This is a genomic window from Chryseobacterium gotjawalense, assembly GCF_030012525.1.
Taxonomy (GTDB): domain Bacteria; phylum Bacteroidota; class Bacteroidia; order Flavobacteriales; family Weeksellaceae; genus Kaistella; species Kaistella gotjawalense.
The window spans coordinates 1323629-1349966 of the sequence record NZ_CP124855.1 but is presented as its reverse complement, the minus strand read 5'-3'; the positions used below and the strand labels follow the sequence as shown (position 1 = coordinate 1349966).

The window sequence follows — 26338 nt, the reverse complement described above, 5'->3', positions numbered from 1 at the left end:
AAGAAGTTAAATTTCACCTTAAATAATGATCATAACAAACAGCGTTTTAGACGATATCCCCGAAATTTTCAGACTTTATAAATTCGCAACCGATTATCAAAAAATCACCTTTCCCGGAAATGTCTGGCCGGAATTTGATAAAGATTTTATTGCAACTGAAGTCATGGAAAACCGACAGTTCAAAATAATGATCGACGGTAAAATTGCCTGCATTTGGGCGATTACTTATAATGATGCGCAGATTTGGGAGGAGAGTGAAAACAATGATGCCATCTACCTTCATCGAATCGCGACAAATCCTGATTTTAGAGGAAATAACTTTGTTCAGACAATTGCCGAATGGTCAAAAGAATTTGCCAAAAAACAAAATAAAAAATTTGTAAGAATGGATACTTGCGGACAAAACGATCGGTTAATCAATCATTATAAAAATAGTGGATTTCAATTTTTAGGAATGAAAAAGCTAAAAGATTCTTCTGAATTGCAGGAACATTATCAAAATGCCGACGTGTGTTATTTTGAGATCAAACTGTAATAATTAATTCAGCTCCTTTCTACCTTTTTAATTAAAACAGTAGTTGTTTTTGAGGTAAAAACATATAAAATATTCAACAATGAAAACCAGAATAAATATCTCAAAAGTAGATCCCAAGGCGTACGAAGCCATGATAGGACTTGAAAAATATCTTGCCCAAAGTGGTTTGGATAAAATACTTTACGAACTTATTAAAACCAGAGCTTCGCAAATAAATGGTTGCGCATTCTGCATTAATATGCACACGCGTGATGCGATGAAATTGGGTGAAACCTCACAAAGATTATTTTTATTGGATGCCTGGCGGGAAACCGAACTTTTTACAGAGAAAGAAAGAGCAGTTTTAGCGTTGACAGAAGCGATGACTTTGATTACTGACGGTCATGTTCCAGACGATGTTTATAAAAATGCCGAAGAACATTTAGCACCAAATGAATTGGCTGCCGTCATCATGGCAGTTGTCGCCATCAATGGTTGGAACAGAATAGCGATTACAACAAGAACACCTTTAGACTAAGCGCTTTTTTAAATACACCTCAGTCGCATTGGTTTCGAATAGTTTCAAGAAACGGAATTGCACATTCGCGGGAAAATCATAAATTTTCTCAACTCATCTAAAGTATTGTGGTTCCATTCCGAAATAAACGAGCAAAAGAGAAAAGTACTGACTAAGATTGTTAGGTTTCCAACCTGCTTTTTTCGTTCTTTGCAAATTAAGAATTAAGAGGTGAGTTCGCCTGAATCTCAGCCAAGAAATCAATATCAATTATGTCAACAGAAAAAAATACGCAAGAAAAAATAAGACTTCATATCCGTAATAAAAATCGCGAAAGATATGATTTAGATGCCCTGAAAATAGCGGTACCTGAATTGGCTGAACATATTACAGTTAATAAATATGGTACCGAATCGGTTGATTTTGCAAATCCTATAGCGGTGAAATTGCTCAATAAAGCTTTGCTGAATCATTATTACGGAATAAAAAACTGGGATTTCCCGGATGAAAATTTATGTCCGCCCATTCCCGGTAGAGCCGATTATCTGCATTATATGGCCGATTTGTTAGGTCAAAGTAATTTTGGTGATCTGCCGGAAGGTGATAAAATCAAAGTTTTAGATATTGGTGTCGGCGCCAGTTGTATTTATCCGGTCATCGGGGTTTCAGAATATGGCTGGAATTTTATCGGGTCAGATATTGATCCGCAGTCTGTGGAATCTTCAAATAATATTGTCACTTCAAATCCATCTTTGGAAGGAAAAATCGAAGTTCGTTTACAGGAGAATCCAAAAGCTTTTTTTGATGGAATTTTAAGCAGTGAGGAGAAAATTGATTTCTCCATGTGCAATCCTCCCTTTCACTCTTCCACTGAAGAAGCTCAAAAAGGAAGTCATCGAAAAGTGAAAAACCTCAAAGGAAAAAAAACCGAAAGACCGGCGCTTAATTTTGCCGGCATCAGCAGTGAATTGATTTGTGAAGGAGGCGAATCCAGGTTTATTCACGATATGATTACCGAAAGTCAGAAATTTGCAGAGAACTGTTTTTGGTTTTCGACTTTGGTGTCAAAACAATCAAATCTGAAAGGGATTTATAAAGCCTTAAATGAAATGGAAGTTGCCCAAATTAAAACCATTCCCATCGGAACAGGTAATAAATCAAGTCGAATTATCGCGTGGTCTTTCCTGTCGAAAGAAGAGCAAAAAGAGTGGCGGGAAATGAGATGGAGAAAAACAGAAGATAAATAAAAAATTTGCTTTTTTCATTTATACGATAATTAGCAGTGATCTAAACACTAACAAAAAGATTCATGTCTTATAATTTACACGACCAAACTTTTGACAAAATAGATTTTTCCCAAAAACCTTTAATTAAAGGCGAATATGAAAACTGCCTGTTCACAAACTGCAATTTTGAAGAAACTAATCTCACTGAATTTAAATTCGTTGACTGCGAATTCCGGGATTGCAACTGGAGCCTGGCGCTGCTGCATGGAACGGTTTTGCGGGAGGTGAAGTTCACCGGCTGTAAAATGCTCGGTCTTCAGTTTGAAACGTGCAATGATTTTGGACTGTCCTTTTCTTTTGAAAATTGCCAATTGAACCATTCGACCTTTTTTCAGATGAATATCAAAAAAACCGTCTTTAGAAATTGTCAGTTACGGGAAATCGATTTTTCAGAATCCAATTTAACCGGTGTTATTTTTGACAACTGCGATCTTTTACAGGCCATTTTTGCGCACAGTATTTTAGAAAAAGCAGATTTCCGAACCGCTTACAATTATTCCATCGATCCTGAAAATAACCGTCTCAAAAAGGCGAAATTTTCAGTCTCAGGAATTTCCGGACTGCTGGATAAATATGATATTGTCATAATTTAATTGGCTCGTTTTCATTTAAATGTTTTTTTGACTGCCGCAGAAATGCTTAAATTATTAAAAAAAATAAATGATGACTGAAAAATATTTTCTGAGACAGAAGGTTTAATTAAGATTAATTTAACTTTCATCGTACCGATCTTGGTTAAATTTTTCCTAATTTTGAATGAATATAAATAATCGAAATTATGGCAGACATTACATTACAGGGCAATCCGGTTCACACAGTCGGGAACTTGCCAGAAATAGGAACCACGTTGAAAAACTTTAAACTGATCAATGTGGATTTAAAAGAAAAAACCAATGATGATTTTTCCGGCAAAAAGAAGATTTTCAATATCTTTCCGAGTATTGATACCGGTGTTTGTGCGGCTTCTGCGAGAAAATTTAATGAAGAAGCAGGGACGTTAGAAAATGCCGTAGTGATCAATGTTTCAAAAGATTTGCCTTTTGCATTGAACCGCTTCTGTGCTGCAGAAGGTCTCGATCATGTGGTAAGTTTATCAGATTATCGTGGCTCTTTTGGAGATGATTTCGGGGTGAAAATTTCCGATTCTCCAATGCAGGATCTTTTGAGCCGTGCCGTAATTGTGGCCGATGAAAACGGAAAAGTAATTTATACAGAGCAGGTTCCCGAAATTGCACAGGAACCTAATTACGAAGCAGCTTTGAATGCTTTAAAGTAAATTGTAAAAAACCAATCATAAAACTTGTCAGTAGTAAACTGGCAAGTTTTTTTATTTATACCGAAATTTTTTAACTTTAAATATTTAAATAATGGATTCAATAAAAATTGAAATAACAATTCTAAAACCCGTTTCAACCGTGTGGGAATTTTTCACCCAACCCGAACATATCACCCAGTGGAATTTCGCAAGTGATGAATGGACTTGCCCCAAAGCAGAAAATGATTTACAGATCGGTGGCGAATTCAATTATAGAATGGAAGCAAAAGACCAGAGTTTCGGTTTTGATTTTAAAGGAATCTATGATGAGGTTGCTCCTTTTGAAAAGATAAAATATCATTTGGAAGATGGCAGAAAGGTGGAGGTATTATTTGAAATTCTAGATCAGAATACAACAACTGTAACCGAAATCTTCGAGCCGGATCCAGGGCAGCCAGAGCTCATGCAGAGAGAAAGCTGGTATGCAATTCTTGATAATTTTCATAAATATGTAGAGAATTATTAACCGTACAGACTTCCTTATATTAAATTTTAAAAATTATTCCGTATTTTTATAAAAAATAATCTATGGAGCCGATAACGATAAACATTACCATTCTAAAACCCATTCAAAAAGTATGGGATTATTTTTACAGCCCAAAGCATATTGTAAAATGGAACTTTACCACACCCAACTGGCATTGCCCCAAAGCGGTGATCGATTTTCGCGAAGGTGGACTCTTTGATTATCGTCTGGAATATAAAGATAAAAGCTTCGGTTATGATTTCTCCGGCCAAATCGTAGAAATCAGAGATTTGGAATATGTGAAAAGTATTTTAAATGATGGCAGGATGATCGAAGTGTATTTTAATAAAATTGATGAAACTACCACCGAAGTTGTAGAGGTTTTCGAACCGGAAGAACAATATTCCACAGAAATGCAACGCGTTGGTTATTATGCAATTTTAGACCGCTTTCATAAATACGTCGAGAATAATTAATAAATTTACAGCGTTTTTTTATGCTGTTTTTTAATTCAAAAATATGAACAATACTATATTTCCCTGTCTTTGGTTCAACGGCGATGGAAAAGAAGCCGCTGATTTTTACTGCGAAACCTTTGGTGGAAAAATTACCGCTGATACTCCGGTTGTTTTAAATATCGAATTGTTCGGGCAGAAATTAATGTTTCTCAACGGTGGTCCGCAGTTCGAAAAAAATGCTTCTATTTCTTTCATGGTTCTTTGTGAAACCGAAGAGGAAGTTCAGAAATACTGGCAAAATATTTCTCAAGACGGCATCATTTTAATGGATTTGGGCGAATATCCGTGGTCGAAAAAATACGGCTGGGTTCGTGACCGGTTTGGCGTTACTTGGCAGATTAATCTTACGGACAAAAAAAACGGTCAGAAAATAATTCCTACCTTGATGTTCATTCATCAGAACAATGGAAAAGCGATGAAAGCGATGGAGTTTTACACCGGAATTTTTCCTAATTCCAGAATAGAAAGTGTCCTGAAATATGGGGAAGGAATCGGCGGTAAAAGTCAGGAAAATCCCGAAAATATACAGCATGCTCATTTTGTAATTGATCATTATTCATTCTTCTGTATGGATAATTCTTACGATCATCAATTTGATTTTAATGAAGGAATTTCAATTGTCGTAATGACCGATGACCAAATACAAACGGATCATTTATGGAATTCGCTTATTGAGAATGGCGGACGACCGTCGATGTGCGGATGGTTAAAAGATCAGTTCGGCGTCAGTTGGCAAATTGTTCCCAAAAGATTATTAGAATTAATGAATGATTTCAATCAACCGGTGAAAGCGCAAAAAGTTGTAGAAGCAATGATGAGCATGCAGAAAATTGAAATTTCAGCGTTAGAATACGCCTATAATTCTTAAAAATAAATTGAATACAAGTGAAATTATTAGAGTTTAAAATACAGATTAATGCCACTCCTGAAAAAGTTTGGGAAGTGCTGTTCACTCAGGATGCTTACCAAAAATGGGCTTCTGCGATGAATGAAGGTACCTATTTCGAAGGAAATTGGGAAGAGGGAAGCGTGATGAAATTTCTTGATCCCAAAAATAATGGAATGTACAATCAGGTGATTAAAAATATTCCCAATCAGGAACTCAGCATGAAACATTTGGGCTGGATTTTTGATGGCGAAGTCAGTCCTCAGGATTGGGAAGACTCGACCATCAGCTATCTTTTAGAACCCTATGAAAACAAAACTCTTTTAATAGGAAAGGTAAATTCGCTGGATGAATTTGTAGATTTCTTCAATACAAAATATCCGAAAAATTTTGAAAAAATAAAAGAACTTTCGGAAGAGCAATAATTTTAAAACGCAAAACCATGGAAACTTTAGATTACGAAATTCATATCAATGCGCCGATTCAAAAAGTTTGGGATTTACTATGGAACCCGGAAACATATCCAATATGGACGCAGTTTTTTGCACCAGATTCACAAATGAAATCTGACTGGAAAGTTGGTGGCAAAACCTATTTTACCAATCAGAAAGGTGAAGGGATGGTTTCGACCATTGAAAGTTTAGACGAGCCCAATGAAGTTGTTTTCAAGCATTTGGGAATTGTAAAAGATGGGGTAGAAGATACGTACACAAAGGACGTTAAAGACTGGAGTGGCGCCGAAGAAAAATATTTTCTGCGGGCGGTTGACGAAAATATGACGCAACTCAGGGCGAGTCTTCATACCAGCAATGAAAATGAAGATTTGATGAATAAAGGTTTTAAAGAAGGTTTCGCAATGCTGAAAAAGCTGGCCGAAAAAGAATAGAAAAAAATGAGAGCAGGTTTATATCTGCTTTTTTTTATTGTGGAATAATGATTGCTGCTTTTTGAACATAATAAAAATTACAAAATTTATTTAAAGTAAATTTTCAGCTGATCCATCTGTCAAATAAAAGGAGATTGTTTCTTTTAAAAATTAAAGTAAAAACGGAATTCATTCCTCTTTAATAAAAAGAAGATCAGTTCAACGTAAAATTTAAAATTTAAAAAAATGAAAAATTCAAATGTAAAAACGGCCTTTGGAGCTTTCGCTGTACTAGGTTTGGTTATGGCAGCAAACAAAATGTATCAAAGAAGAAAAGCCATGAAAGCTATTCTTGAGGAATATGGAATCATTGAAAAAACGGTTTTTGGTGTTGTTGATAAAATCCGGGAAATGAATGACGAAAAGTATACGGAAATGAAGGATAAAATTAAAAATCAATATAAGTCGGAATGCTGTAAAAAATGAAGTGAATCTTAAGTGCCATTTCATTTCATCCTAAATTATTATTACAAGTGCAGAGAATCCTTTCTTTTGCACTTTTTTATTGATCTTCTCTTTAAAGGATAAGTTTTATATTTCGCAGATGCTTATTATTACAACAGACTTGACTTTTTTTGCAATAATTAATTTTTAAAATCCTTACTTTTGCTCATCAAATTACGTTTGGAAAACGTTTTTAAACTGGAATGAAAAATTACTATTATTTTCTCGGTGTTAAAGAAAATGCTTCAGAAGAAGACATCAAAAAAGCGTATCGTAAATTGTCTTTAAAATACCATCCCGATAAAAATCCGGACGATTATTTTTTCGAAAGCCGTTTCATGGAAATTAAAGAAGCGTATGAAATGTTGATTGATGCTGAGAAACGAAGAATTTACGATGACAATTTAAGTCATCTGCAAAGAAGTTATCGGCCGAATCTTCCACCCTCAATCAAATCTTTTTCGGCGAATAAAGTGAGGGTTCAAAAAGGGGAGGAAGTGATTATTTCGTGGCAGACTCAAAATGCTGATATTGTAAAAGTGTTACCATTTGGCTTGCAGAAAGGATATGGCGAGAAAGTAATCCGAATTACGGAATTTCAGGACGGCAAATTTCAATTGTTATTGCACGTGACCAATTCGCTGTTGAATAAAACGGTGGTGCAGGGAATTACAATCACCGAAATCTTTGAGAATAAAAGCGAGGAATTTAGAAATGATGTCGAAAATTTATTTAAACCCGAAAAACCAACATCCATCAATCCGCACGGAATTCCGAGGTCCATCCGGATCATCATCGCACTCGTCATGATTCTGATTGTCATGATGATATTATGGAAGAATTTCTTTAATTAAAAAGAAATCCGACGGTTTTTTCAGACCATTTTAAGCCGGCCGGGACATTTCTTACACCGTTTTCCTTTCTTAAATTTTTTACAGCAGTTCTTTTTACCACAGGTTAATTCCTCTTTAATTTCGCTAAAGGGCATCAGTGGTGATACTTTAAAAGGGATAATCTGACCATTCATGATGCAAATATAAATCTAATTTAGAATAAATCAAAATAAGGAGTGTGGAAATTTAAAAGTATTCTTCAGGCGATTAAAGTTTTCTTTGCAATTAAAGTATTTTATCTTTTGTCTATCGGCAAAGCGGTCTATGATCTTAATTAAATGAGATTTATCAATTGTGGTAATGCGCAAAAATTTGTATTTTTACGAACCTTTATTTCAGAAAAAATCTAGTAAAAACATATGAATACCACACAATTTGTAAATCGTCACATTTCCTTGAATGAAGCCGATACACAAGCGATGTTAGAAAAAGTAGGCGTTGCAAGTATTGAAGAATTAATTGGTCAGACCATTCCGGATTCCATTCGATTGCAGAAAGAGCTCGATATTTCGGAAGCACTGTCGGAGCAGGAAATGTTAGCGCATTCCAAAGAATTAGCTGCCAAAAATTTAATGTTCGATAACTATATCGGTTTCGGATATCACAACACGGTTTTGCCAAGTGTTATCCAACGTAATATTTTGGAAAATCCGTCCTGGTACACTGCTTATACGCCTTACCAGGCAGAAATTGCTCAAGGGCGATTAGAAGCATTATTGAATTTTCAAACGGTAGTTTGTGATTTAACCGGTTTTAAGTTAGCGAATGCTTCCCTTTTAGATGAATCTACTGCCGCTGCCGAAGCGATGCACATGTTCTTCGAGAGCAGAACAAAAACGCAGAAAAAATCCGGGGCTCATAAATTCTTCGTTTCAGATTTAGTATTACCGCAAACGTTGGCTGTTTTGAAAACAAAAGCAGAAGGTTTGGGAATCGAAGTGATTGTAGGAGATCACCAAATGCATCAGTTCGACGAGTCTTGTTTTGGTGTGATTTTGCAGTATCCGGGGAAAAACGGAATGATTATAGACTATTCAGAAAGCATTAAACAGTATAAAGAATTTGAGCTGCAGGTAGTTGTTGCCTGTGATCCGATGTCTTTGGTGAAACTGAAATCACCGGCAGATATGGGCGCAGATTGCGCAGTTGGAACTACCCAGCGATTTGGAATTCCGATGGGTTACGGCGGTCCTCACGCAGCATTTTTTGCCTGTAAAGACGAATACAAACGTGATCTTCCCGGCAGAATTATCGGAGTTTCTCAGGATGCTTACGGAAAGAGAGCTTTGAGAATGGCGCTTCAAACCAGAGAGCAACATATTAAAAGAGAAAAAGCAACTTCTAATATCTGTACCGCACAGGTTCTTTTAGCGGTTATGGCTGGAATGTACGCTGTTTACCACGGCCCGAAAGGATTGAATTTCATTGCTGACCAAATCCATTTCAAAGCGGTTGCTTTGCGGGACGGACTGGCAACTTTGGGTTATAAAGTGGTAGAAGGACCAATTTTCGATACCGTAAAATTCAGAATTAATGAAGACGATAAAAGTCGTTTAATGAGAATGATGCGTGACCGAAAAATCAACCTTAATTATTTCTCGGAAGGAATTGTAAGTGTTTCTTTAAACGAATCTTCAACTACGGCCAAAGTTCAATATCTTTTTGATGCTTTTGCAGGATTTTTAGATAAACAAAGTTTCAAATTAACCTTTAAAGAGGAAGTTCAAATTCCACAGGAATTTTTAAGAACTGATGAAATTCTGAAAGAAGAAGTTTTCAACAGATACCATACAGAAACCGAGTTAATGAGATACATCAAACGCTTAGAAAAGAAAGATCTTTCTTTGACGCAGTCGATGATTTCACTTGGTTCCTGCACGATGAAGTTGAATGCCGCAACCCAAATGTTACCGTTATCCTGGGCAGAATGGGGAAGTGTTCATCCTTTTGTACCCGTTGAACAAGCTGGAGGTTATCAAATCTTAATTAAAGAATTAGAAAAAGATTTAGCGGAAATCACAGGTTTTGCAGGAACTTCTCTACAGCCAAATTCTGGTGCTCAAGGAGAATATGCAGGATTAATGGTGATTCGCGAGTATCATAAATCCCGTGGTGAAGGTCACCGGAATATCGCTTTGATTCCACAATCTGCGCACGGAACAAATCCTGCGTCTGCAGTTCTGGCGGGCATGAAAGTGGTAGTAGTGAAAAATCTTGAAAGCGGTGAAATCGATTTCGAAGATTTAAAAGCAAAAGCCGAACTGCACAGTGAAAATCTTGCCGCAGTGATGATTACTTATCCGTCAACCTACGGTTTCTTTGATGATAATATCATTGAAATAACAGATTTAATTCACTCCCACGGTGGACAGATTTATATGGATGGCGCGAATATGAATGCGCAGGTTGGCTACACGTCGCCTGGAAATATCGGAGCTGATGTTTGTCACCTGAACTTACACAAAACCTTTGCAATTCCGCATGGTGGTGGTGGTCCCGGAGTTGGCCCAATCTGTGTGGCAGAGCATTTGGTGAAATTTTTACCGAGTAATCCTAATATTAAAATCGGAACCAAAGAGTCTATTGAAGCTATTTCCAGTGCCCCTTACGGTTCTTCTTTAGTGCTGAATATTTCTTACGCTTATATCAAAATGCTGGGAACGTTTGGTTTGAAAAAAGCGACCGGTCATGCGATTCTTAATGCTAATTATTTGAAAGAAGTTCTGGGCGAGCATTTCCCGGTACTTTATTCGAATGGGAAGGGCAGAGTTGCCCACGAATGTATCATCGATTTCCGCCAGTTTAAGCCTCTTGGAATTGAAGTTACGGATATCGCAAAACGGTTGATGGATTACGGTTACCACGCTCCAACAGTAAGTTTCCCGGTTGCTGGAACTTTAATGATTGAACCGACTGAGTCTGAAAGTAAATCAGAATTGGACCGTTTCGCAGAAGCATTAATTTCAATCAAAAGAGAGATTGATGAAATCGCAGAAGGAAAGTATGATACCGCAAACAATGTTTTGAAAAACGCGCCACATACAGAACAGGTCGTGATTTCGGATGCCTGGGATCGACCATACAGCCGCGAAAAAGCAGCTTATCCATTGGATTGGGTTCGTGATCACAAATTCTTCGCGTCTGTTTCCCGTGTTGATGAAGCGTACGGCGACAGAAATCTGGTGTGTACCTGTGCACCGATTGAAAGTTATATGTAATTAAATTGAAATAAAAATAAAAATCCTGAAGATCATCTTCAGGATTTTTTTATAGTAAATTCTTCTTTAAAAAAACCAGAAAGGTGAATTTTACAGAAATTTTTTCACCACCTTAAACCGATCGTTCAATTTTCATTGATGTTTTTCGGTAGATGATTTAAATGTGCTTGGGGTCATAAAAGAAGATCAGTTTTTTATTGGCAGAATGAAAATCAGACCATGAATCGCAGTCTATTTCAAAACCCGCAACACCGGCAGTTGGGAAGATAAGCATATCATCAGTCATGGTGTTGGCAAAATTCGAGATGCCGTTATTGTGAGAAAACATCGCCACTTTATTCAGTTGGTCATCTAACCCCAAAGTGATATTTTCGAAATTAGTGTCGGATGCGTTGTACAGTTTTTGTATGGTCTCGATTTCAACTTTATATTCTTTGTTGAAAATTTCACACGTTGAAAATGCCCGTAAAGCAGGACTGGTGAAGAATTTCTCGATTTCAATGTTTTTTTCTTTCAGAAAATGAGACATTTTCTCGGCATCATGTATCCCTTTTTCAGCAAGTGGCCGGTCGAAATCTTCGGTGTTTTCGGGCCAGTCGCTTTTAGCATGGCGGACAAGAATCAGTGTTTTCATTTGGTTTTTTTTCGGAGACTAAAATTAAATAAAAAAAAGGAGAAGTGAGGTTACTTCCCCTTTTTTAAAGTGAAATATTAAACATTTTTAAAAAATCAGTTGAAATTAATAATAACTTTCAGTGCTTTTTCTTTTGCGGCATTACCGAACACTTCATACGCGCGGATCATGTCTTTGAAATCGAAACGGTGGGTAATGAGTTTTTCGGGCTGCAGTCTTTTACTTTCTACATTTTTCAGAAGCATCGGTGTCGTATTGGTACAAACCAGTCCCATGGTAATCGTTACGTTTCTGATCCACAGTTGTTCGATATGCAATTCCACAGGTTTTCCGTGTACGCCTACGTTCGCGAGGTGAGCACCGGGTTTCAGGATTTTCTGACAAATGTCAAACGTAGCCGGGATTCCCACTGCTTCTATGGCGACATCAACTCCCTGTTCGCCTACTATTTTTTTCAAGGCTTCTACGGCATTACCGTCTCCGCTGTTAATAATATCGGTAGCACCAAAACTTTTTGAAAGTTCCAGTCTTTCCTGGTCCAAATCAATCATAATGATTTTTGAAGGAGCAAAAAACTGAGCCGTCAGCAGTGCTGCAAATCCGATAGGTCCTGCACCAACAATAGCCACGGTATCGCCGGGACTTACTTTTCCGTTCAGTACGCCGATTTCAAAACCGGTGGGTAAGATATCACTCAGCATTACTGCTCCTTCTTCATTCATATCTGCTGGCAAAGGATAAAGCGAATTGTCACCGTGAGGAATCCGTACATATTCCGCCTGAGTTCCGTCGATTAAATGTCCTAAAATCCAGCCACCATCAGAACAGTGGGCATAGAGTTGTTTTTTACAGTTCTCGCATTTTCCGCAGGAGGTAATGCAGGAAATCAATACTTTATCTCCTTTTTTGAAGCTGATGACGGAACTTCCGACTTCTTCTACAATACCAATTCCTTCATGTCCCAGGATTCTTCCCGGAGTTACTTCAGGAACATCGCCTTTTAAAATATGAAGGTCTGTTCCGCAAATGGTAGATTTTACCATTTTTACAATCACGTCGGTTGATTCTTTTATCACCGGCATCGGACAATCGACGAGGTCTTTTTGTCCGGGTCCTTTAAATACTAAAGCTTTCATAATGAATGTGATTATTAATGAGACATTTTTTGCCTTATTAAAGATAGAAAGATTACCGGTGACTTTTCCGAAAAAAGAAATGATTTTAATCACTACTTTTTAAATATTGTACGCAAAGACAAATATTTGTAAATTTGTACCCGATGTCACAAATTTTAGCAATTGATTATGGAAAAGCCCGGTGCGGTATTGCGGTCACCGATGATATGCAAATCATTGCCAGTGGTTTGGATACTGTTGCCACCAAAGATGTTTTTTTATTTTTAAAAAAGTATTTTAGTGAAAACAAGGTAGAGCAAATCGTAGTAGGACTTCCCACTGATTTAAAAGGAAATTTAAATGAAGTGGAAGTTCATATTTTGAAATTTATAGAAAAATTCAAAACCGAATTTCCGACCATTGAAGTAGATCGTTTTGATGAACGTTTTACCTCAAAAATGGCTTCTTTTTTTATCTCACAAAGTGGAAAGACGAAGAAGAAAAGAGAAGAAAAAGGATTGATTGATAAAATAAGTGCAACCATTATATTGCAAAATTATTTAGAACAGAAACAGAAATGATATTACCGATAAGAGCATTTGGAGATGCTGTATTAAGAAAACATTGTCACGAAATTAACAAAGATTATCCGGAGCTGAAATCCTTATTGGATAATATGTTCGAAACCATGCTCAGCGCAAACGGCATAGGTTTGGCAGCACCACAGATTGGTTTGGATATCCGCCTTTTTGTAGTAGATGTTTCTCCGTTGGCAGAAGATGAGGATTATGCAGATATTGCCGATGAACTGAAGGATTTCAGAAAGGTTTTCATCAACGCGAAAATTCTGGAAGAAAGTGGCGAAGAATGGAAATTCAATGAAGGTTGTCTGTCCATTCCCGATATACGTGAGGATGTGAAAAGAAAAGAAACCATCCTGATTGAATATTATGACGAAAACTTCGTTAAACATACCGACACTTTTTCAGACATGAGAGCGCGCGTAATTCAGCATGAATATGATCATATTGAAGGAATTCTTTTTACCGATCATTTGAGTTCATTAAAGAAAAAATTAGTCAAAGGGAAACTGTTGAAGATTTCCCATGGGGACGTGTCCGTGACTTATAAAATGAGATTTCCCAAGTAAATAATCCAGCTAAAAGGCGGATCCAGCTAAAAATAAAATTCAAACAAATATTAAAAAAATGAAGTTAGAGAAAATAATATCAATTTCCGGGAAACCAGGACTTTACAAATTGATTTCGCAGTTGAAAAACGGATTTATCATCGAAGATGTGCTGACCAAGAAAAAAGTCAGTATTTCTAATTCTTCACAAGTAAGCTTGCTCGATAATATCGCGATGTTTACGAAAGACAATGAAATTCCTTTGTTTGAGGTTTTCGAAAACTTAGCAAAAAACGAAGATTATAAAGAAACGATTTCTCATAAATCTTCCGAAGAGGATTTGCGAGCATTGATGTCTACATCTCTGCCCAATTATGACAAGGAAAGAGTATATGTTTCCGACATCAAAAAATTGGCTCAATGGTATAATATCCTTCACAAAGCGGGATATATTACGCCGGACAGTTTTGTTAAACCAGAGGTCGAGGCCGAAGAAGAACCGGCAATCGCAGAAAAAAAGGAAACTAAAAAAGCAGCTCCAAAAACAGAGAAAGCAACCACTCCAAAAGCGAAAGCTTCTACTTCATCAGCCAAATCAGCGCCGAAAAGTACACACCGAAAAATGGGATAAACAGCCGCAATTTTTAATCAGTAATATTGCAATTTTTTTTTCCATTAAAATAAATCTGCTTCGACAAGGAATTAAATTTTTGTCGAAGTTTTTTTATTTAAACTAAATTTGCATCCATCACCCAACACCCTACACCCCATGAATTCCAGAGCAGAACAATTAGCCTCTTTCGACCGCTTACTCGATATCATGAATGATCTGCGCGAAAAATGTCCGTGGGATCAAAAACAGACTTTGCAGACCCTTCGGCACTTGACTTTGGAAGAAGTTTATGAACTTTCTGATGCTTTGCTGCAAGAGGACTTACCGGAGATCAAAAAGGAGTTGGGAGATGTTCTGCTCCATTTGGTTTTTTATGCAAAAATCGGATCTGAGAAAGGAAGTTTTGATATCGCTGATGTGATTAATTCTTTAAATGAAAAACTTATTTTCCGCCATCCCCATATTTATGGTAATTTGGAGGTGAAAGATGAAGAAGAAGTTAAACAAAACTGGGAAAAACTGAAACTGAAAGAAGGCAACAAATCCGTACTTTCTGGCGTGACGAAAGGAACTCCGAGTTTGATAAAAGCGTACCGGATTCAGGATAAAGTAAAAGGAATCGGTTTTGAGTTTGCCAACGCCGAAGATGCCTGGAAAAAAGTAGATGAGGAACTCGCGGAATTCCACGCTGAAACCGATTTGGACAAAAAAGAATCGGAGTTGGGCGATGTTTTTTTCTCGCTCATTAATTATGCCAGAATTTTAGGGATCAATCCTGATTCGGCTTTGGAAAGAACCAATAATAAGTTCATCGGCAGATTTCAGAAAATGGAGAATCTGGCACTCGCAAAAAATATCAGTTTATCAGATTTAAGTCTGGAGCAAATGGATGAACTTTGGGAAGAAGCTAAACTATTTGAATAAGAAAAATGAGATTTCAACATCAATTAAATGACCACGTAAAATCGCTCGTGGAAATCAAAAAAACAGAGCGACTTTGGCATTTTCCTTTTTTAGCGGGAATCTGTGTTGGTGTTTGCCTTTTTATTGGGTGGTATTTTCAGAAACCTGCATACGGAAATCTTGCGAGCATCGGTGCCTTGGTAATTCTTTACTTTACGCAAGCGCCCCTCGCTAAAAGAATGATTCATCTGTGTGTTTGTGCCTTCGGTTTTACGCTTTCGTTTGCGTTGGGATCGGTCTTGAGTTTTAATCCCTACGTAAGTGCTGCTGCGCTTGGACTGATCGCTTTTCTTGCTCATTTAATATCAACCTATTTTGATATTCCGCCGCCGGGAAATTTCTTTTTCATTATGATTGGTGCAGTGGCCATTTCCCTTCCTTTTGAGTTCGAATCGATTCCTGTGAGAGTGGGTTTGGTTTCGATGGGTGCAATGCTTTCTGTATGTTTGGCATTTTTCTATTCGGTTTTCATTGCGAAAAAAGCAGAAGCACCAAAAGCGAGAAGAGTTCTGAAAAAGAAACGCTATACGGGTATTGTCGAAAGTCTTATTCTTGCCGTCGCGATGTTTTCAGCACTTTTAACCGCCAATATTTTAGAAATGAAAAGCGCTTATTGGATTCCCGTTTCCGCCTTGGCAATTATGCAGGGCAAAGATTTACTACACACACGACAGCGCAATTTGCACCGCATCATCGGGACATTTATTGGCATGGGAGTTACCTGGATCATTTTGATTTTAGAACCAAAAGGTTTGGCATTGGTTTTAATTATTGCAGGTTTGCAGTTTGTGATCGAACTCATCGTGGTCCGCAATTACGGTTTGGCAGTTATTTTCATTACGCCTTTAACCATTTTTCTCGCTGAAAATTCTTCGGGAGCGATGATTAATGTTAATGAATTAATGGGAGCAAGGATTTTAGATACGGTCATCGGAAGTTTAATCGGACTTGCTGCTGGATGGTTTTTGCATCACCACACTTTAATCGCCACTATAGAAAAGAAGATCCGCGGAACAAAAATGAAGTTGAACAGGAATTGAGATTAAAAAAGTAACCTCCAGATATACTGAAGGTTACAATTGATACTCTTTTCTAATCAAAATATTGATGGTATTCCTTCATCGATTCTTTGAGTTTGCCAACGATGTGATTGGCATCTTCCCGGTTTTCAGCTTTCTTTAGTTTTTCTATTTCTTTCATGTAAGGAGCTAACCAGGCGTGCAGGATCTCATGAGATGTCCCTGTCATCGTACAGCTTTTTACAAGATTATCATTTGTGGCACTCAGGTGAGCCGCCAACATTTTATAGTCACCATTTTCCGGTTTGTACGCATTAAGCTGGGTTTCCATCTCGGAGATAAAAGGTTTCATTTCTGCATTCGCAGCCCATTTTGCGCCGTTGTTTAATTCCAGTTTTACATGATCGTCATGGTCATCAGATTTTTCCTTATTTTCTGTTGCATGTTCGTCAGCAACGTGTTGCTCTGTCGCTGTTTTCTCCTGGTGTACATGTTCCTCCTGTTTCTTCTCACAGGAAATTACGATTGTTAATCCGAGGATTGCAGATACAAATAGTTTTTTCATTTTTTAGAAATTTTTGTTGTGATATATAAAAATGTTGCCGACACTAAAATTCTGAAAGCCATCGCCCCCACGGTTTTTGTTTCAAATAATCCCCCATTATTGATGTGAATAAATAACCCAGCATAAGCCAGAATCAGGATTATTAATGAAATAATTAAAGGCACCTTCGCCCAAACCTGATTTTTAAAAATTGCATAGGCAGTAATTAAATAAAGCACTCCACAAAGCCAGTTCGCCCAAACGATGAACGGAACAAAATTGCCTTCTTTTGCTCTGATTCCAAACCAGTCAAATAAGACCGAACTGCTCATGAAAAGTGTGAGGAATCCGAACAGGAGAAGGAAGATGAGTAGTATTGTTTTTTTCATAATTGTAAATACATAAATATACGCTTAATAATTGATGTTCTTTAATTAAAGGGCTTCTACTCAGTCTGCAAAAGAAAAATCAGTATTTTACTTTTTTATCATTTAGAAATTAATTGGATTAGGAAAGGTGTTTTTCGCCGCTTTTGTCTGAACACTTTGTTCTGTTTTTATAAAACTTAATTTTCTTAATACTTTATTATTCCTAATGGTTAAATTCTTTATTTCTAATTCGTTTTTCTATACCGCAATACCGCCCACGAAATGACAACGATTGCCAATCCGGTGATAAACCCAAAATGAGGCAGTAAATCTTTGAAGCTGCTGTTTTTGAGTATAATCAACCGGATAGCGTCTACACCGTAAGTTACCGGATTGGCGTAGGCGATATATTTTGCCCAGTCGGTCATGCTTTCTACAGGTGTAAATAGTCCGCTCATCAAAACGAAAATCATCATAAAGAAAAAGACGACAAACATGGCTTGCTGCTGGGTTTCACTGTAAACAGAAACCAAAAGTCCCAGTCCTAAAATGGCGATGAGATAAACCGCAACAAATCCATAGAGCAGCAGAAAACTTCCCTGCATTTGAATTCCGTACACCAAGATGGTCACCAAAAGTCCGATAGTAAAGGCCAGCATCGCCAGTAACCAAAAAGGGATGAGTTTCCCCATGATAAAATCTGTTTTCGTAACCGGCGATACATTAATCTGTTCGATGGTTCCGTTTTCTTTTTCCTGAACGATGTTTAGCGCTGTCAAATAGCCGGAAATCAAAGTAATCAGAAACGCTAAAATTCCCGGTACCAAAGACAGCCTGTAATTGTAATTTTCATTAAACCAGAATTGGGGAACGATTTCCAAACCCGATGTTTTTGTGATGTTTTCGGTTTCCGGTGCGAGTTCTACCTGGATCTGCCGGTTGTAATTCTGTAGAATCTGCGCAAGATAACTGGCAGAAAGTCCTGCCTTTGTCCCATTGATGGCGTTGATGGCGAGCAGTACTTTTTCGTTGTTTTCACGAACCAGATTTTTTTCGAAATTGTTTGGGATTTCTAAAATTAAATCGACTTTATCGGTTTCAATTTCCTGAAAAGCCTGCATATAACTTTCACCGTAATTGATGATTTCAAAATACCCTGAAGCGGTAATCTTCCGGATGAGTTCTCTGGAAAAAGTGGATTTGTCATGATCAACAACTGCAATTTTTATATTTTTAATTTCATAGCTCGCCGCCAAAGGAAGAATCACGAGCTGAATAACCGGCATCACAAAAATCACGGCCAGGATTGCTTTGTTCCTGAAAATCTGCAGGAATTCTTTTTTGATTAATATGCCTAAAGTTCTGAACATTTTATCTCTTGTCTATAATCTTTTCTCTTTTTTCTTTCATCTATCCGTCTAGCTGTCTATCCGTCTAGCATCTATCCGTCTATCATCTTACTCCAATCGTATTTTAAATTTTTTCACAGCGATGACGAACAAGAGCGCCATCATTGCTAAAAGGATCAGTGTCTGTTTCCAGATGACTTCCAGGCCGGTGCCTTTGATCATCACGTTTTTTACGATTTCATAATACCATTTTGCCGGGATGAGGTTGCTGATGAGCTGCAGCGGAACCGGCATGTTTTCGACGGGGAACATAAAACCACTCAGCATTAAAGTGGGAAGCATGGTTCCGACGAGGGAAATCAGCATGGCGACCTGTTGCGTATCGGTTAAAATTGAAATTAAAATCCCGAGTAACAGATTGGTGATAATGAATATCGTACTGACCAGAAAAAGCAGGATCAGGTTTCCTTTGATGGGTAAATCGAGTAGGGTCACACTTAAAATCATGATGGAAATAAGAATAACCATCGACAATATAAAGTACGGAATCGCCTTGGCCAGAATGATGGTGGATGGTTTCATAGGCGATACCAAAAGAACCTCCATGGTTCCCGATTCTTTTTCGCGTACGATGGCAACGGCGGTCATTAATACGCAGATAATGAGAAGAATTAAGGCCATGACGCCGGGAACGAAATTGGGTGCCCCTTTAAGTTGAGGATTGTAGAGCATCCGTATTTCAGGCTGCACACCGGAAACATTTTGCAAGGTTTGTTGACCATTATAATCCATTAAAATATTGGACATGAAATTGTAAATCTGATTGGCGAGATTGATGTCGGTTCCGTCGGTAATCAGTTGGAGCTGTGTTTTTTTTCCTAAGATTAAATTTTCCGTAAACTGCTGTGGGATAACCAGAATCATTTTTATTTCTCCACCTTTAAAAGCATTTTCGGCCTGATCGATGGATTTCAAATATTTATCGACATCGAAATATTGGTTGGCATTTATTTTCGAGATCAGCTCGGCGGAGATTTGGGTCTTGTCCTGATCGAGAACTCCGATTTTTGTGTTTTTAACCTCCGTACTTAGGGCGAAACCGAAGAGCAGAACCTGCACGACCGGCATCCCGAAAAGAATAAGCAAAGTTCTTTTATCACGTAACACATGATAAAATTCTTTTTGTACAAATGTGAGGAGTTGGTTCATTTTTAAAGTTCTTTCTTATTCAGTCCGTTGCGCGCCACGCGCCAGTTCATAAAAAACGTCATCCATCGTTACTGCATTAAACTGTTTTTTCAGATGGGATGGCGTATCCAGTGCGGCAATTTTTCCATCGACCATGATAGAGACGCGGTCGCAATATTCTGCTTCATCCATATAATGGGTGGTTACGAAAATGGTGATTCCACGGTCAGCCGCTTCATAAATCATGCTCCAGAACTGTCTCCGTGTTACAGGATCAACGCCGCCTGTGGGTTCATCTAAAAACACAATTTCAGGTTGATGAAAGATGGAGACAGAGAATGCCAGTTTCTGTTTCCAACCTAGAGGAAGCTGCGATACCAGTTTGTTCTTTTCCTCTTCCAGCCCCAATTTCCGGATGAGTTCTGCACTTTTTGTTTTCAGTTCTTTTCTTGGAATTCCATAAATTCCCCCGAAAAACTCCAGATTTTCTTTAACGGTCAGATTGCCGTAGAGTGAAAATTTCTGGCTCATGTAGCCGATATTTCTTTTGATTTTTTCTGTATCGCGATAAATATCAAAACCGGCAACCGTTGCATTTCCGGAAGTAGGAACAGAAAGTCCGCAGAACATTCTCATCGCGGTTGTTTTTCCGGCACCGTTCGCTCCGAGGAAACCAAAAATTTCTCCTTTTTTTACTTCAAAACTGATGTGGTCAACCGCCACGAAATCACCGAACGATTTGGTGATGTTTTCAGCAGTGATGGCGGTATTTGGATTTTCAGGATTCATTTTAATGGTTTTCATTTGAAAGAAGCTGTATGAAACTGTCTTCGGTATTTGCTTTTATGGCTGTGACTTCTATATTTTCAAATCCTTTATTTTTTAAAAATTGATAGATGGAACCGATTTCGAACTTGCTGTTCTGGTCTGCGCTTAAATGCACGAATTCACCAAATGCATAGGCGTTTTTTTTCTGTTTGAAATTTTCCAGCGCTTTTAAAACTTCAGAAGTCCGGCCCGCTTTTACTTCAAATAATAAGTCAGGGTAGGAGTTGCTGATGTTTTCAGGCGTTGCAATGGACAGGATTTTTCCGTTTTGCATTAAAGCGATTCGGTCGCAGAGAGAAGCTTCATCCATATAAGGCGTAGCGACGACCATGGTGATTCCCTGCGTTTGCAGACGTTTGAGCATTTCCCAGAATTCTTTTCGCGAAACGGGATCAACTCCGGTCGTAGGTTCATCGAGAAATAAAACTTTCGGTTTGTGAATTAGGGCGCAACACAAGGCGAGTTTCTGTTTCATACCGCCCGATAATTGTCCGGCTCTCCGGGTTTTAAAAGGTTCGATCTGAATATAAATATCTTTGATTAAACCGTAGTTTTCTTCGATGGTTGAATTGAAAACGCTGGCGAAAAATTTCAGATTTTCTTCAACGGTTAAATCCTGATAGAGCGAAAATTTTCCGGGCATATATCCCAGGATATTTCTGATTTTTTTATAATCTTTTACCATGTCAAAATCCTCAATGGTTGCAGAACCGGAGTTGGGCAAAAGAAGCGTGGTCAGCATTCTGAATATGGAAGTTTTGCCGGCACCATCGGGACCGATCAATCCGAATATTTCGCCGTGGTCAACGCCGAAGCTCACGTCGTCAACCGCAAGGATTTTTTCTTTTCCTTTGCCGTAGGTTTTTACGAGGTTATTGACGGTGATTGATTTCATGATGATGGATGTTTGGTGCTGGATGTAGGATTATATCTAAATTTTTTTTACCGCAAAAGAGACAAAAGTTAACTGTATATTTCAGTGAGTCAAAAGACTGTAAAAGTTTTGGTTTTAATGAAAGCTTCCTGTTACGAATTTTTGTGATTGAAGTTTTACATTGCATTTTTGTAACTTCATGGTTAATTTTTTATTTTTAAAACTTCACGTCGGCGTACATTCCGATTTTTAGATAACCATCATTTTTTACATGAACTTTTACGGCATAAACCAAGTTCGCTCTTTCGTTTTTGGTTTGAATTGTTTTTGGCGTAAACTCGGCTTTGGAACTTATCCAGTAAACGGTTCCGGGAACTTCGCTGGTTTTTCCGTCGCCTTTGTCGAGTAAGACTTTGACTTGCTGACCGGTTTTTATTTTTGGCAACTGATCGCCGGTGATAAATGTTTTTAAAGTCATCAGGTCGAGACCGGCCATTTTGAAAATTGGTTTTCCCACCGTGGCAAACTCACCTTCACTGGAATATTTCGTCAGAACCATTCCGGAAATGGGACTTACAATGGTGTTGTTTTTCAGCAGTTCATCGATCTGTTCAACTTTTTTTTCTGTTGGTTTTCTTTCACTTAAAACTGCTCTGTTTTGAATGGCAACATTTTCTTTAGCTGCGGAGATTTGTTGATTGAGCGTTGTCAGTTGAGTTTGTGCTGCTGCAATTTGTTTTTGAATAACATCGGTGAGCCCGTTTGCATCGTCGAGTTGTTTTCTGGTTGCCGCATCTTCACGGACAAGATTCGCTGTTCTGTTTCGCTCTCTGACTGCGTTTTGCAACTGTTCCTTTAATACCGAAATATTGGCATTTTGAGAATGATACTGCGACTGTAAAACCTGAATCTGAGGAACTGCCGAATTGGTTTTTTCCCCGATTGCATCGAGACTTGCGATAACCTGCGCTTTCTGTAATTCGACCGATTTCGGATCGATTTCCCCAACGTTTTGATTTTTGGTAAGCTGTTGGCCTTCTTCCACATTCAGTCGGGTGATGGTGCCATTGGCTTTGGCACTGACCATGACTTCATCGGCCTCGAAAGTGCCCGAAGCATCGTACTTATGATCTACATTCCTGCAGGAAAAGAGCGTGAGAGCAGTTATTAAGAAAATATATTTTTTCATGAGAAGTTTTTTGATTTTTAAATAAAATTGCCGTTCATTTTAGAACTCAAACATTCAAATATTCAAACACTTAATCATTGATTAAGATGCGCTTTCAGATTGTACTGCGTTAAGAGATATTGGATTTCGTGAGTGATTTTCTGGTTTTTAGCGCGGTCGAGTTCATTGACTTCCCGCAGATAATCGCTTGTTGTGATAACGCCGTTTGCAAGCTGAGCCAAAGAAGCTTTTTTAATGCTTTCGCGCAGGATGATGAGTTCATCGTCCTTATTAATAAACTCCTGGATTTTATCCAGATCGTTATTGTTCTGAATGGTTTCGAACTGGAGATTGAAAAGGAAGTTTTCTTTCTGTACGTCGATTTCCTGTTGTCGGTTTTGGATTAAAGCCAAATCGTTTTTCCGGGTATAAAATCCCGAGATGGGAATATTCAAACGCAAACCGCCGATATAGAAAATATCGAATTCATTTTTCAGCATATTGAAACCCGGTTTTCCGTAACCGCCCTGGAAAAATGCGCCTAACTTCGGTGTGTTTTTAGAATTAATCAATGATTTTTGGTCTTCTAAAGCCAGTTTCTGCAAATCGAAAAGTTTTAGTTCTGCGCGTTTATTCTGTTCAGGGATGAGGATTTTTTGCGGTCTTTGTAGTTCAGTATTTTCGTCTAGTTTTTTTTGAATAAAAAGGGAAAGCATCTGTAAGAAACTTTTTTTCATACTTTGAAGTTCCAACTGTTTCTGTTCCAAATTGATGAGTTGAGCTTTCAGAACATCCACGTTACTTCTATAGATAGCACCATTCTGCAGTTGTGCTTCTGCTTTTTTTAATCCGTTTAAAAGGTCGGATTTTGTGAGTTCTGTTTGCTGGATTTGTTCGTCGGTTTGTAGAATTCCGAAATAAATCTGGTTGATTCTTACTTCCAATTGATCAATTTCGACTTCGGTTTTCTGCAATTCGATGTCTGAATTTACGATAGCCATTTTCTTTTGATTGGCAATCATTCCGCCGTCGTACATATTTTGCTGAACATCTGCGTACACTTTATATTGGTCTTTACTGACTCGATTAATGGTGAAATTAGGAATTTGAATGGGCAATTGCGTAACATCATTCTGATAAGTAGCCTGTCCGGTTATCTGGATTTGTGGAAGCCAGCCTTTTGCGGCATTCTGCAGATTGTATTCCTTTGTTTTGGCAATTAAATTATTTCTTTTGATGAGCGGATAATTTTGTTTCGCCAAACCGTAACATTCTTCCAAAGTCAATGTCTGGGCATTAACCGAAACGAAAAGGAAGAGCAATAGATATTTTAAAATTCTCATTTTTAATCAATTTAAAAAAATGGTGCGCAGGTATTTTAATGATTTAGCATCATTTTCATCCACATTGGAACAAGAGTTTTTCTTTCTTCCACGAATTTCTGAAATTCAGCGTCATCCATTAAATCAAATGACTGTAAAATGGGTTTTCCTAAAAATGGGAAAACGGTCATGCTTAAAAAGTTCAATAGAAAATGAAAAGGATCGATTTCAGGTTTGCGCTCTTGAATCTGTCTTATGATGAATGAGTTTTTCAATACTTTGTCAAAGGGAAGAATTGATTTCACATCTGATGTTTTCTTTTGAATTTCGCTCAAAACAAAGATGGGAAGATTAGGGTTTTCAGACAGAATCTCGAAATATTTTGCACTTGCCAAGTCGAGTTTTTCATCTAATGACGTTTTCTCGTTCGTAATGATTGGAATAATTTTTCCGAAAAGCAAAACGATTTTCACTTTCATGACCTGTTCAAATAATTTCTCTTTGGTTCGGAAATAATAATTGAGAAGCGCCACATTAATTCCAGCTTCTTCAGCGATATCGCGCGTTCTGGTTCCGGAAAAACCTTTTTCGGTAAATATTTTAGAGGCTGCGAGTAATATTTTGTCTTCGGAAGAAAGCTCGTCTGATTTCATATCTTTTTAATCTAAAGTAAAGTTAGCATTATTTTTTTGATTTAAACAAATGAATTAAACAAATTAATTAATCAAATGATTAAACCATATGAAATAAAAAACGCAACTCAGAAGAATTACGTTTAATATTATATGGTAATTTGGTTTTACAGTCCAAATTGTTTCGCAAACAAATCCGGGAAAACACCCATCGTTACTAAAGCGAAGATGATGAAAACCGCCACAATATTGTAAGTTAAGGAAACTCTTTCTGAGGTTTTGAAACTGCTTTCTTTCGGGAAGAACATGGCCATGATCAAACGGAGATAGTAGGCAATTGAAATTGCAGAGCCCAAAACAGCTACTAAAACTAAAAATGGTGCTTGATCAATCGCTTGGGCAAAAATCGAAAATTTCCCCATGAATCCCGCTGTTAATGGAATTCCGGCCATTGATAATAATGATACTGTTGCAGCAACCGCAAGAATTGGTTCTGTGTGTGCCAAGCCATTAAATGCGGTGTAAGATGTTTCTCTTTTCAGTTTTTCTACCCAGATCAGACACATCATAACGCCCACCGTTGCTAAGGAATAAGCGAATAAGTAGAAAGCAAGATTATAACTTGACAGACTGTTCATTCCGTAGAAAATCAAAGATAAATATCCCACGTGAGAAACGGAAGAGTAGGCCAACATTCTTTTTACGTTGGTTTGTGCTAATCCCATGACATTGGCCAGGAATAAAGTAATGATAATTAAAACACCGATAATATTGATCCATTCTCCGGTAATTCCCAGGAAGCCGATGGTCATTAATTTAAAGAAAGCAAAGAAGGAAGCGATCTTTACCACCGACATCATAAAGGCGGTGATGAGTGAAGGCGAACCTTGATACACATCCGGACTCCACATGTGGAAAGGCGCAAGAGAAACTTTAAAAGCTAAAGCGACTAACATTAAAACCGCACCTAAAATAAACATTAAGTTTTTAGGATTTACAACGGCAAATTCGTGGATTTTATAGAGATCAAAACTTCCGCTGCTTCCGTAAATCAGGGCGACACCGAATAAAAGGAATCCTGTGGCAAAAGCGCCCATCAGGAAATATTTTATAGAAGCTTCATTGGACCGTAAATCGGTTTTGTTACTTCCTGCTAAAACATAAAGTGGAATTGAAAGGATTTCGACTCCTAAAAATAAGGTCACTAAATTTTGAAATCCAAATAAAATGATTCCTCCGCAGAGTGAAAATAACATCAGCGCATATAATTCTGACTGGTGATTGCGGTGATTGCTGAAAGAAAATCCTCCCAGAAAGAATAACAAGATTGTAATAACAATCGCTATTTTAGTGAATAATGCAGCATTGGCGCCAAACTCAAACATGTGTTGGTATTGGCTGAAGAATGAAATTTCCGGTAAGAAACTGACATAAAAAGCAATCATCAGTCCCAAAATACCAATGTATCTTGAGAATTTTCCCTGTTCAAAAACACCCGCAAATAATGCGATAACTGCGGTAAGGAATATAATTATTAAAACGCTCATTGAGTATAGATTTGAGATTTATAGATTTGAGATTTTAGATTTTGTCCTGGTCTCGATCTCTTT

The 26338-nt window shown here is 37.7% G+C and carries 30 protein-coding genes; 18 read left to right on the top strand and 12 right to left on the bottom strand.

Annotation, left to right across the window (positions count from 1 at the left end; genetic code table 11):
- Nucleotides 1-25 precede the first annotated feature (25 nt).
- The 13 genes from QGN23_RS06185 (at nt 26) to gcvP (ending at nt 10982) form a co-directional block, all read left to right on the top strand.
- On the top strand, nt 26-535 hold the full coding sequence (locus tag QGN23_RS06185; RefSeq protein WP_282906124.1) for a GNAT family N-acetyltransferase: 510 nt from the start codon (nt 26-28) through the stop codon (nt 533-535).
- Nucleotides 536-614: 79 nt separating this feature from the next.
- A complete protein-coding gene (locus QGN23_RS06180) occupies nt 615-1052 on the top strand; it encodes a carboxymuconolactone decarboxylase family protein (protein WP_282906123.1) in 438 nt (145 codons plus the stop codon).
- A gap of 251 nt (nt 1053-1303) precedes the next feature.
- Nucleotides 1304-2278 carry a 23S rRNA (adenine(1618)-N(6))-methyltransferase RlmF gene (gene rlmF / locus QGN23_RS06175; protein WP_282906122.1) on the top strand — a complete coding sequence of 325 codons (975 nt, stop codon included), beginning with the start codon at nt 1304-1306 and terminating at the stop codon, nt 2276-2278.
- Nucleotides 2279-2340: 62 nt separating this feature from the next.
- Nucleotides 2341-2910, top strand: a complete 570-nt coding sequence (locus tag QGN23_RS06170) for a pentapeptide repeat-containing protein (RefSeq protein ID WP_282906121.1) — start codon at nt 2341-2343, stop codon at nt 2908-2910.
- Between the two features lie 185 nt (nt 2911-3095).
- Nucleotides 3096-3593: a thiol peroxidase gene (tpx, locus tag QGN23_RS06165; protein ID WP_282906120.1), complete on the top strand. Its 498-nt coding sequence runs from the start codon at nt 3096-3098 to the stop codon at nt 3591-3593.
- Nucleotides 3594-3684: 91 nt separating this feature from the next.
- Entirely contained in the window at nt 3685-4098 is a 414-nt protein-coding gene (locus QGN23_RS06160; RefSeq protein WP_282906119.1) for an SRPBCC domain-containing protein, read from the top strand.
- Nucleotides 4099-4160: 62 nt separating this feature from the next.
- Nucleotides 4161-4574 (top strand): SRPBCC domain-containing protein, encoded by a 414-nt coding sequence (locus QGN23_RS06155; protein ID WP_282906118.1) that lies wholly within the window; start codon nt 4161-4163, stop codon nt 4572-4574.
- A gap of 43 nt (nt 4575-4617) precedes the next feature.
- Nucleotides 4618-5484 carry a VOC family protein gene (locus QGN23_RS06150; protein WP_282906117.1) on the top strand — a complete coding sequence of 289 codons (867 nt, stop codon included), beginning with the start codon at nt 4618-4620 and terminating at the stop codon, nt 5482-5484.
- Between the two features lie 17 nt (nt 5485-5501).
- A complete protein-coding gene (locus tag QGN23_RS06145) occupies nt 5502-5927 on the top strand; it encodes an SRPBCC family protein (protein ID WP_282906116.1) in 426 nt (141 codons plus the stop codon).
- A gap of 17 nt (nt 5928-5944) precedes the next feature.
- A complete protein-coding gene (locus QGN23_RS06140; RefSeq protein ID WP_282906115.1) occupies nt 5945-6388 on the top strand; it encodes an SRPBCC family protein in 444 nt (147 codons plus the stop codon).
- A 225-nt stretch (nt 6389-6613) separates the two neighbouring features.
- Nucleotides 6614-6853, top strand: coding sequence for a hypothetical protein (locus QGN23_RS06135; RefSeq protein ID WP_282906114.1), 240 nt, complete (start codon nt 6614-6616; stop codon nt 6851-6853).
- 221 nt (nt 6854-7074) lie between these two features.
- Nucleotides 7075-7725 carry a DnaJ domain-containing protein gene (locus tag QGN23_RS06130; protein ID WP_282906113.1) on the top strand — a complete coding sequence of 217 codons (651 nt, stop codon included), beginning with the start codon at nt 7075-7077 and terminating at the stop codon, nt 7723-7725.
- Nucleotides 7726-8123: 398 nt separating this feature from the next.
- Nucleotides 8124-10982, top strand: coding sequence for an aminomethyl-transferring glycine dehydrogenase (gene gcvP / locus QGN23_RS06125; protein ID WP_282906112.1), 2859 nt, complete (start codon nt 8124-8126; stop codon nt 10980-10982).
- A 157-nt stretch (nt 10983-11139) separates the two neighbouring features.
- Here gcvP and QGN23_RS06120 read toward each other — a convergent pair whose 3' ends face one another.
- Complete coding sequence (locus QGN23_RS06120) at nt 11140-11616, bottom strand: SixA phosphatase family protein (RefSeq protein WP_282906111.1); 477 nt, start codon at nt 11614-11616, stop codon at nt 11140-11142.
- A gap of 95 nt (nt 11617-11711) precedes the next feature.
- On the bottom strand, nt 11712-12752 hold the full coding sequence (locus tag QGN23_RS06115; protein ID WP_282906110.1) for a zinc-dependent alcohol dehydrogenase family protein: 1041 nt from the start codon (nt 12750-12752) through the stop codon (nt 11712-11714).
- 143 nt (nt 12753-12895) lie between these two features.
- On the opposite strand from QGN23_RS06115, the gene ruvX reads away from it, so the two are divergent.
- From ruvX to QGN23_RS06090, 5 genes are all read left to right on the top strand, one after another.
- Nucleotides 12896-13312 carry a Holliday junction resolvase RuvX gene (ruvX, locus tag QGN23_RS06110; protein WP_282906109.1) on the top strand — a complete coding sequence of 139 codons (417 nt, stop codon included), beginning with the start codon at nt 12896-12898 and terminating at the stop codon, nt 13310-13312.
- Entirely contained in the window at nt 13309-13881 is a 573-nt protein-coding gene (gene def, locus QGN23_RS06105) for a peptide deformylase (RefSeq protein ID WP_282906108.1), read from the top strand. Before ruvX ends, def begins: the two co-directional genes overlap by 4 nt.
- Nucleotides 13882-13939: 58 nt before the next feature.
- Nucleotides 13940-14491 carry a DUF5606 family protein gene (locus QGN23_RS06100; protein WP_282906107.1) on the top strand — a complete coding sequence of 184 codons (552 nt, stop codon included), beginning with the start codon at nt 13940-13942 and terminating at the stop codon, nt 14489-14491.
- A 138-nt stretch (nt 14492-14629) separates the two neighbouring features.
- Nucleotides 14630-15397, top strand: a complete 768-nt coding sequence (gene mazG, locus QGN23_RS06095; protein ID WP_282906106.1) for a nucleoside triphosphate pyrophosphohydrolase — start codon at nt 14630-14632, stop codon at nt 15395-15397.
- Nucleotides 15398-15402: 5 nt separating this feature from the next.
- The gene (locus QGN23_RS06090) at nt 15403-16476 is read left to right on the top strand and encodes an FUSC family protein (protein WP_282906105.1); all 1074 of its coding nucleotides are present in this window, start codon (nt 15403-15405) and stop codon (nt 16474-16476) included.
- Nucleotides 16477-16528: 52 nt separating this feature from the next.
- On the opposite strand, the gene QGN23_RS06085 is transcribed toward QGN23_RS06090, so the two are convergent.
- The 10 genes from QGN23_RS06085 to QGN23_RS06040 all read right to left on the bottom strand — a co-directional run bounded on the left by QGN23_RS06085 (nt 16529) and on the right by QGN23_RS06040 (nt 26275).
- A complete protein-coding gene (locus QGN23_RS06085) occupies nt 16529-17020 on the bottom strand; it encodes a hypothetical protein (protein ID WP_282906104.1) in 492 nt (163 codons plus the stop codon).
- On the bottom strand, nt 17017-17388 hold the full coding sequence (locus QGN23_RS06080; RefSeq protein WP_282906103.1) for a hypothetical protein: 372 nt from the start codon (nt 17386-17388) through the stop codon (nt 17017-17019). Before QGN23_RS06080 ends, QGN23_RS06085 begins: the two co-directional genes overlap by 4 nt.
- Nucleotides 17389-17612: 224 nt before the next feature.
- Nucleotides 17613-18737 (bottom strand): ABC transporter permease, encoded by a 1125-nt coding sequence (locus QGN23_RS06075; protein WP_282906102.1) that lies wholly within the window; start codon nt 18735-18737, stop codon nt 17613-17615.
- An 87-nt stretch (nt 18738-18824) separates the two neighbouring features.
- Nucleotides 18825-19925, bottom strand: a complete 1101-nt coding sequence (locus QGN23_RS06070; RefSeq protein WP_282906101.1) for an ABC transporter permease — start codon at nt 19923-19925, stop codon at nt 18825-18827.
- Nucleotides 19926-19940: 15 nt separating this feature from the next.
- Entirely contained in the window at nt 19941-20708 is a 768-nt protein-coding gene (locus tag QGN23_RS06065; protein WP_282906100.1) for an ABC transporter ATP-binding protein, read from the bottom strand.
- Nucleotides 20695-21627, bottom strand: a complete 933-nt coding sequence (locus QGN23_RS06060; RefSeq protein WP_282906099.1) for an ABC transporter ATP-binding protein — start codon at nt 21625-21627, stop codon at nt 20695-20697. The genes QGN23_RS06065 and QGN23_RS06060 overlap by 14 nt, the downstream gene beginning before the upstream one ends.
- A 196-nt stretch (nt 21628-21823) precedes the next feature.
- Nucleotides 21824-22795, bottom strand: coding sequence for an HlyD family secretion protein (locus tag QGN23_RS06055; RefSeq protein ID WP_282906098.1), 972 nt, complete (start codon nt 22793-22795; stop codon nt 21824-21826).
- A gap of 74 nt (nt 22796-22869) precedes the next feature.
- Nucleotides 22870-24117, bottom strand: coding sequence for a TolC family protein (locus QGN23_RS06050; protein WP_282906097.1), 1248 nt, complete (start codon nt 24115-24117; stop codon nt 22870-22872).
- 35 nt (nt 24118-24152) lie between these two features.
- Entirely contained in the window at nt 24153-24749 is a 597-nt protein-coding gene (locus QGN23_RS06045) for a TetR/AcrR family transcriptional regulator (protein ID WP_282906096.1), read from the bottom strand.
- A gap of 146 nt (nt 24750-24895) precedes the next feature.
- Nucleotides 24896-26275 (bottom strand): NADH-quinone oxidoreductase subunit N, encoded by a 1380-nt coding sequence (locus QGN23_RS06040; protein WP_282906095.1) that lies wholly within the window; start codon nt 26273-26275, stop codon nt 24896-24898.
- Nucleotides 26276-26338: the final 63 nt, after the last annotated feature.

Coding starts and splice junctions, on each gene's coding strand:
- QGN23_RS06185 (WP_282906124.1), top strand. CDS start 26: ATGATCATAACAAACAGCGTTTTAGACGATATCCCCGAAATTTTCAGA.
- QGN23_RS06180 (WP_282906123.1), top strand. CDS start 615: ATGAAAACCAGAATAAATATCTCAAAAGTAGATCCCAAGGCGTACGAA.
- rlmF (WP_282906122.1), top strand. CDS start 1,304: ATGTCAACAGAAAAAAATACGCAAGAAAAAATAAGACTTCATATCCGT.
- QGN23_RS06170 (WP_282906121.1), top strand. CDS start 2,341: ATGTCTTATAATTTACACGACCAAACTTTTGACAAAATAGATTTTTCC.
- tpx (WP_282906120.1), top strand. CDS start 3,096: ATGGCAGACATTACATTACAGGGCAATCCGGTTCACACAGTCGGGAAC.
- QGN23_RS06160 (WP_282906119.1), top strand. CDS start 3,685: ATGGATTCAATAAAAATTGAAATAACAATTCTAAAACCCGTTTCAACC.
- QGN23_RS06155 (WP_282906118.1), top strand. CDS start 4,161: ATGGAGCCGATAACGATAAACATTACCATTCTAAAACCCATTCAAAAA.
- QGN23_RS06150 (WP_282906117.1), top strand. CDS start 4,618: ATGAACAATACTATATTTCCCTGTCTTTGGTTCAACGGCGATGGAAAA.
- QGN23_RS06140 (WP_282906115.1), top strand. CDS start 5,945: ATGGAAACTTTAGATTACGAAATTCATATCAATGCGCCGATTCAAAAA.
- QGN23_RS06135 (WP_282906114.1), top strand. CDS start 6,614: ATGAAAAATTCAAATGTAAAAACGGCCTTTGGAGCTTTCGCTGTACTA.
- QGN23_RS06130 (WP_282906113.1), top strand. CDS start 7,075: ATGAAAAATTACTATTATTTTCTCGGTGTTAAAGAAAATGCTTCAGAA.
- gcvP (WP_282906112.1), top strand. CDS start 8,124: ATGAATACCACACAATTTGTAAATCGTCACATTTCCTTGAATGAAGCC.
- QGN23_RS06120 (WP_282906111.1), bottom strand. CDS start 11,616: ATGAAAACACTGATTCTTGTCCGCCATGCTAAAAGCGACTGGCCCGAA.
- QGN23_RS06115 (WP_282906110.1), bottom strand. CDS start 12,752: ATGAAAGCTTTAGTATTTAAAGGACCCGGACAAAAAGACCTCGTCGAT.
- ruvX (WP_282906109.1), top strand. CDS start 12,896: ATGTCACAAATTTTAGCAATTGATTATGGAAAAGCCCGGTGCGGTATT.
- def (WP_282906108.1), top strand. CDS start 13,309: ATGATATTACCGATAAGAGCATTTGGAGATGCTGTATTAAGAAAACAT.
- QGN23_RS06100 (WP_282906107.1), top strand. CDS start 13,940: ATGAAGTTAGAGAAAATAATATCAATTTCCGGGAAACCAGGACTTTAC.
- mazG (WP_282906106.1), top strand. CDS start 14,630: ATGAATTCCAGAGCAGAACAATTAGCCTCTTTCGACCGCTTACTCGAT.
- QGN23_RS06090 (WP_282906105.1), top strand. CDS start 15,403: ATGAGATTTCAACATCAATTAAATGACCACGTAAAATCGCTCGTGGAA.
- QGN23_RS06085 (WP_282906104.1), bottom strand. CDS start 17,020: ATGAAAAAACTATTTGTATCTGCAATCCTCGGATTAACAATCGTAATT.
- QGN23_RS06080 (WP_282906103.1), bottom strand. CDS start 17,388: ATGAAAAAAACAATACTACTCATCTTCCTTCTCCTGTTCGGATTCCTC.
- QGN23_RS06075 (WP_282906102.1), bottom strand. CDS start 18,737: ATGTTCAGAACTTTAGGCATATTAATCAAAAAAGAATTCCTGCAGATT.
- QGN23_RS06070 (WP_282906101.1), bottom strand. CDS start 19,925: ATGAACCAACTCCTCACATTTGTACAAAAAGAATTTTATCATGTGTTA.
- QGN23_RS06065 (WP_282906100.1), bottom strand. CDS start 20,708: ATGAAAACCATTAAAATGAATCCTGAAAATCCAAATACCGCCATCACT.
- QGN23_RS06060 (WP_282906099.1), bottom strand. CDS start 21,627: ATGAAATCAATCACCGTCAATAACCTCGTAAAAACCTACGGCAAAGGA.
- QGN23_RS06055 (WP_282906098.1), bottom strand. CDS start 22,795: ATGAAAAAATATATTTTCTTAATAACTGCTCTCACGCTCTTTTCCTGC.
- QGN23_RS06050 (WP_282906097.1), bottom strand. CDS start 24,117: ATGAGAATTTTAAAATATCTATTGCTCTTCCTTTTCGTTTCGGTTAAT.
- QGN23_RS06045 (WP_282906096.1), bottom strand. CDS start 24,749: ATGAAATCAGACGAGCTTTCTTCCGAAGACAAAATATTACTCGCAGCC.
- QGN23_RS06040 (WP_282906095.1), bottom strand. CDS start 26,275: ATGAGCGTTTTAATAATTATATTCCTTACCGCAGTTATCGCATTATTT.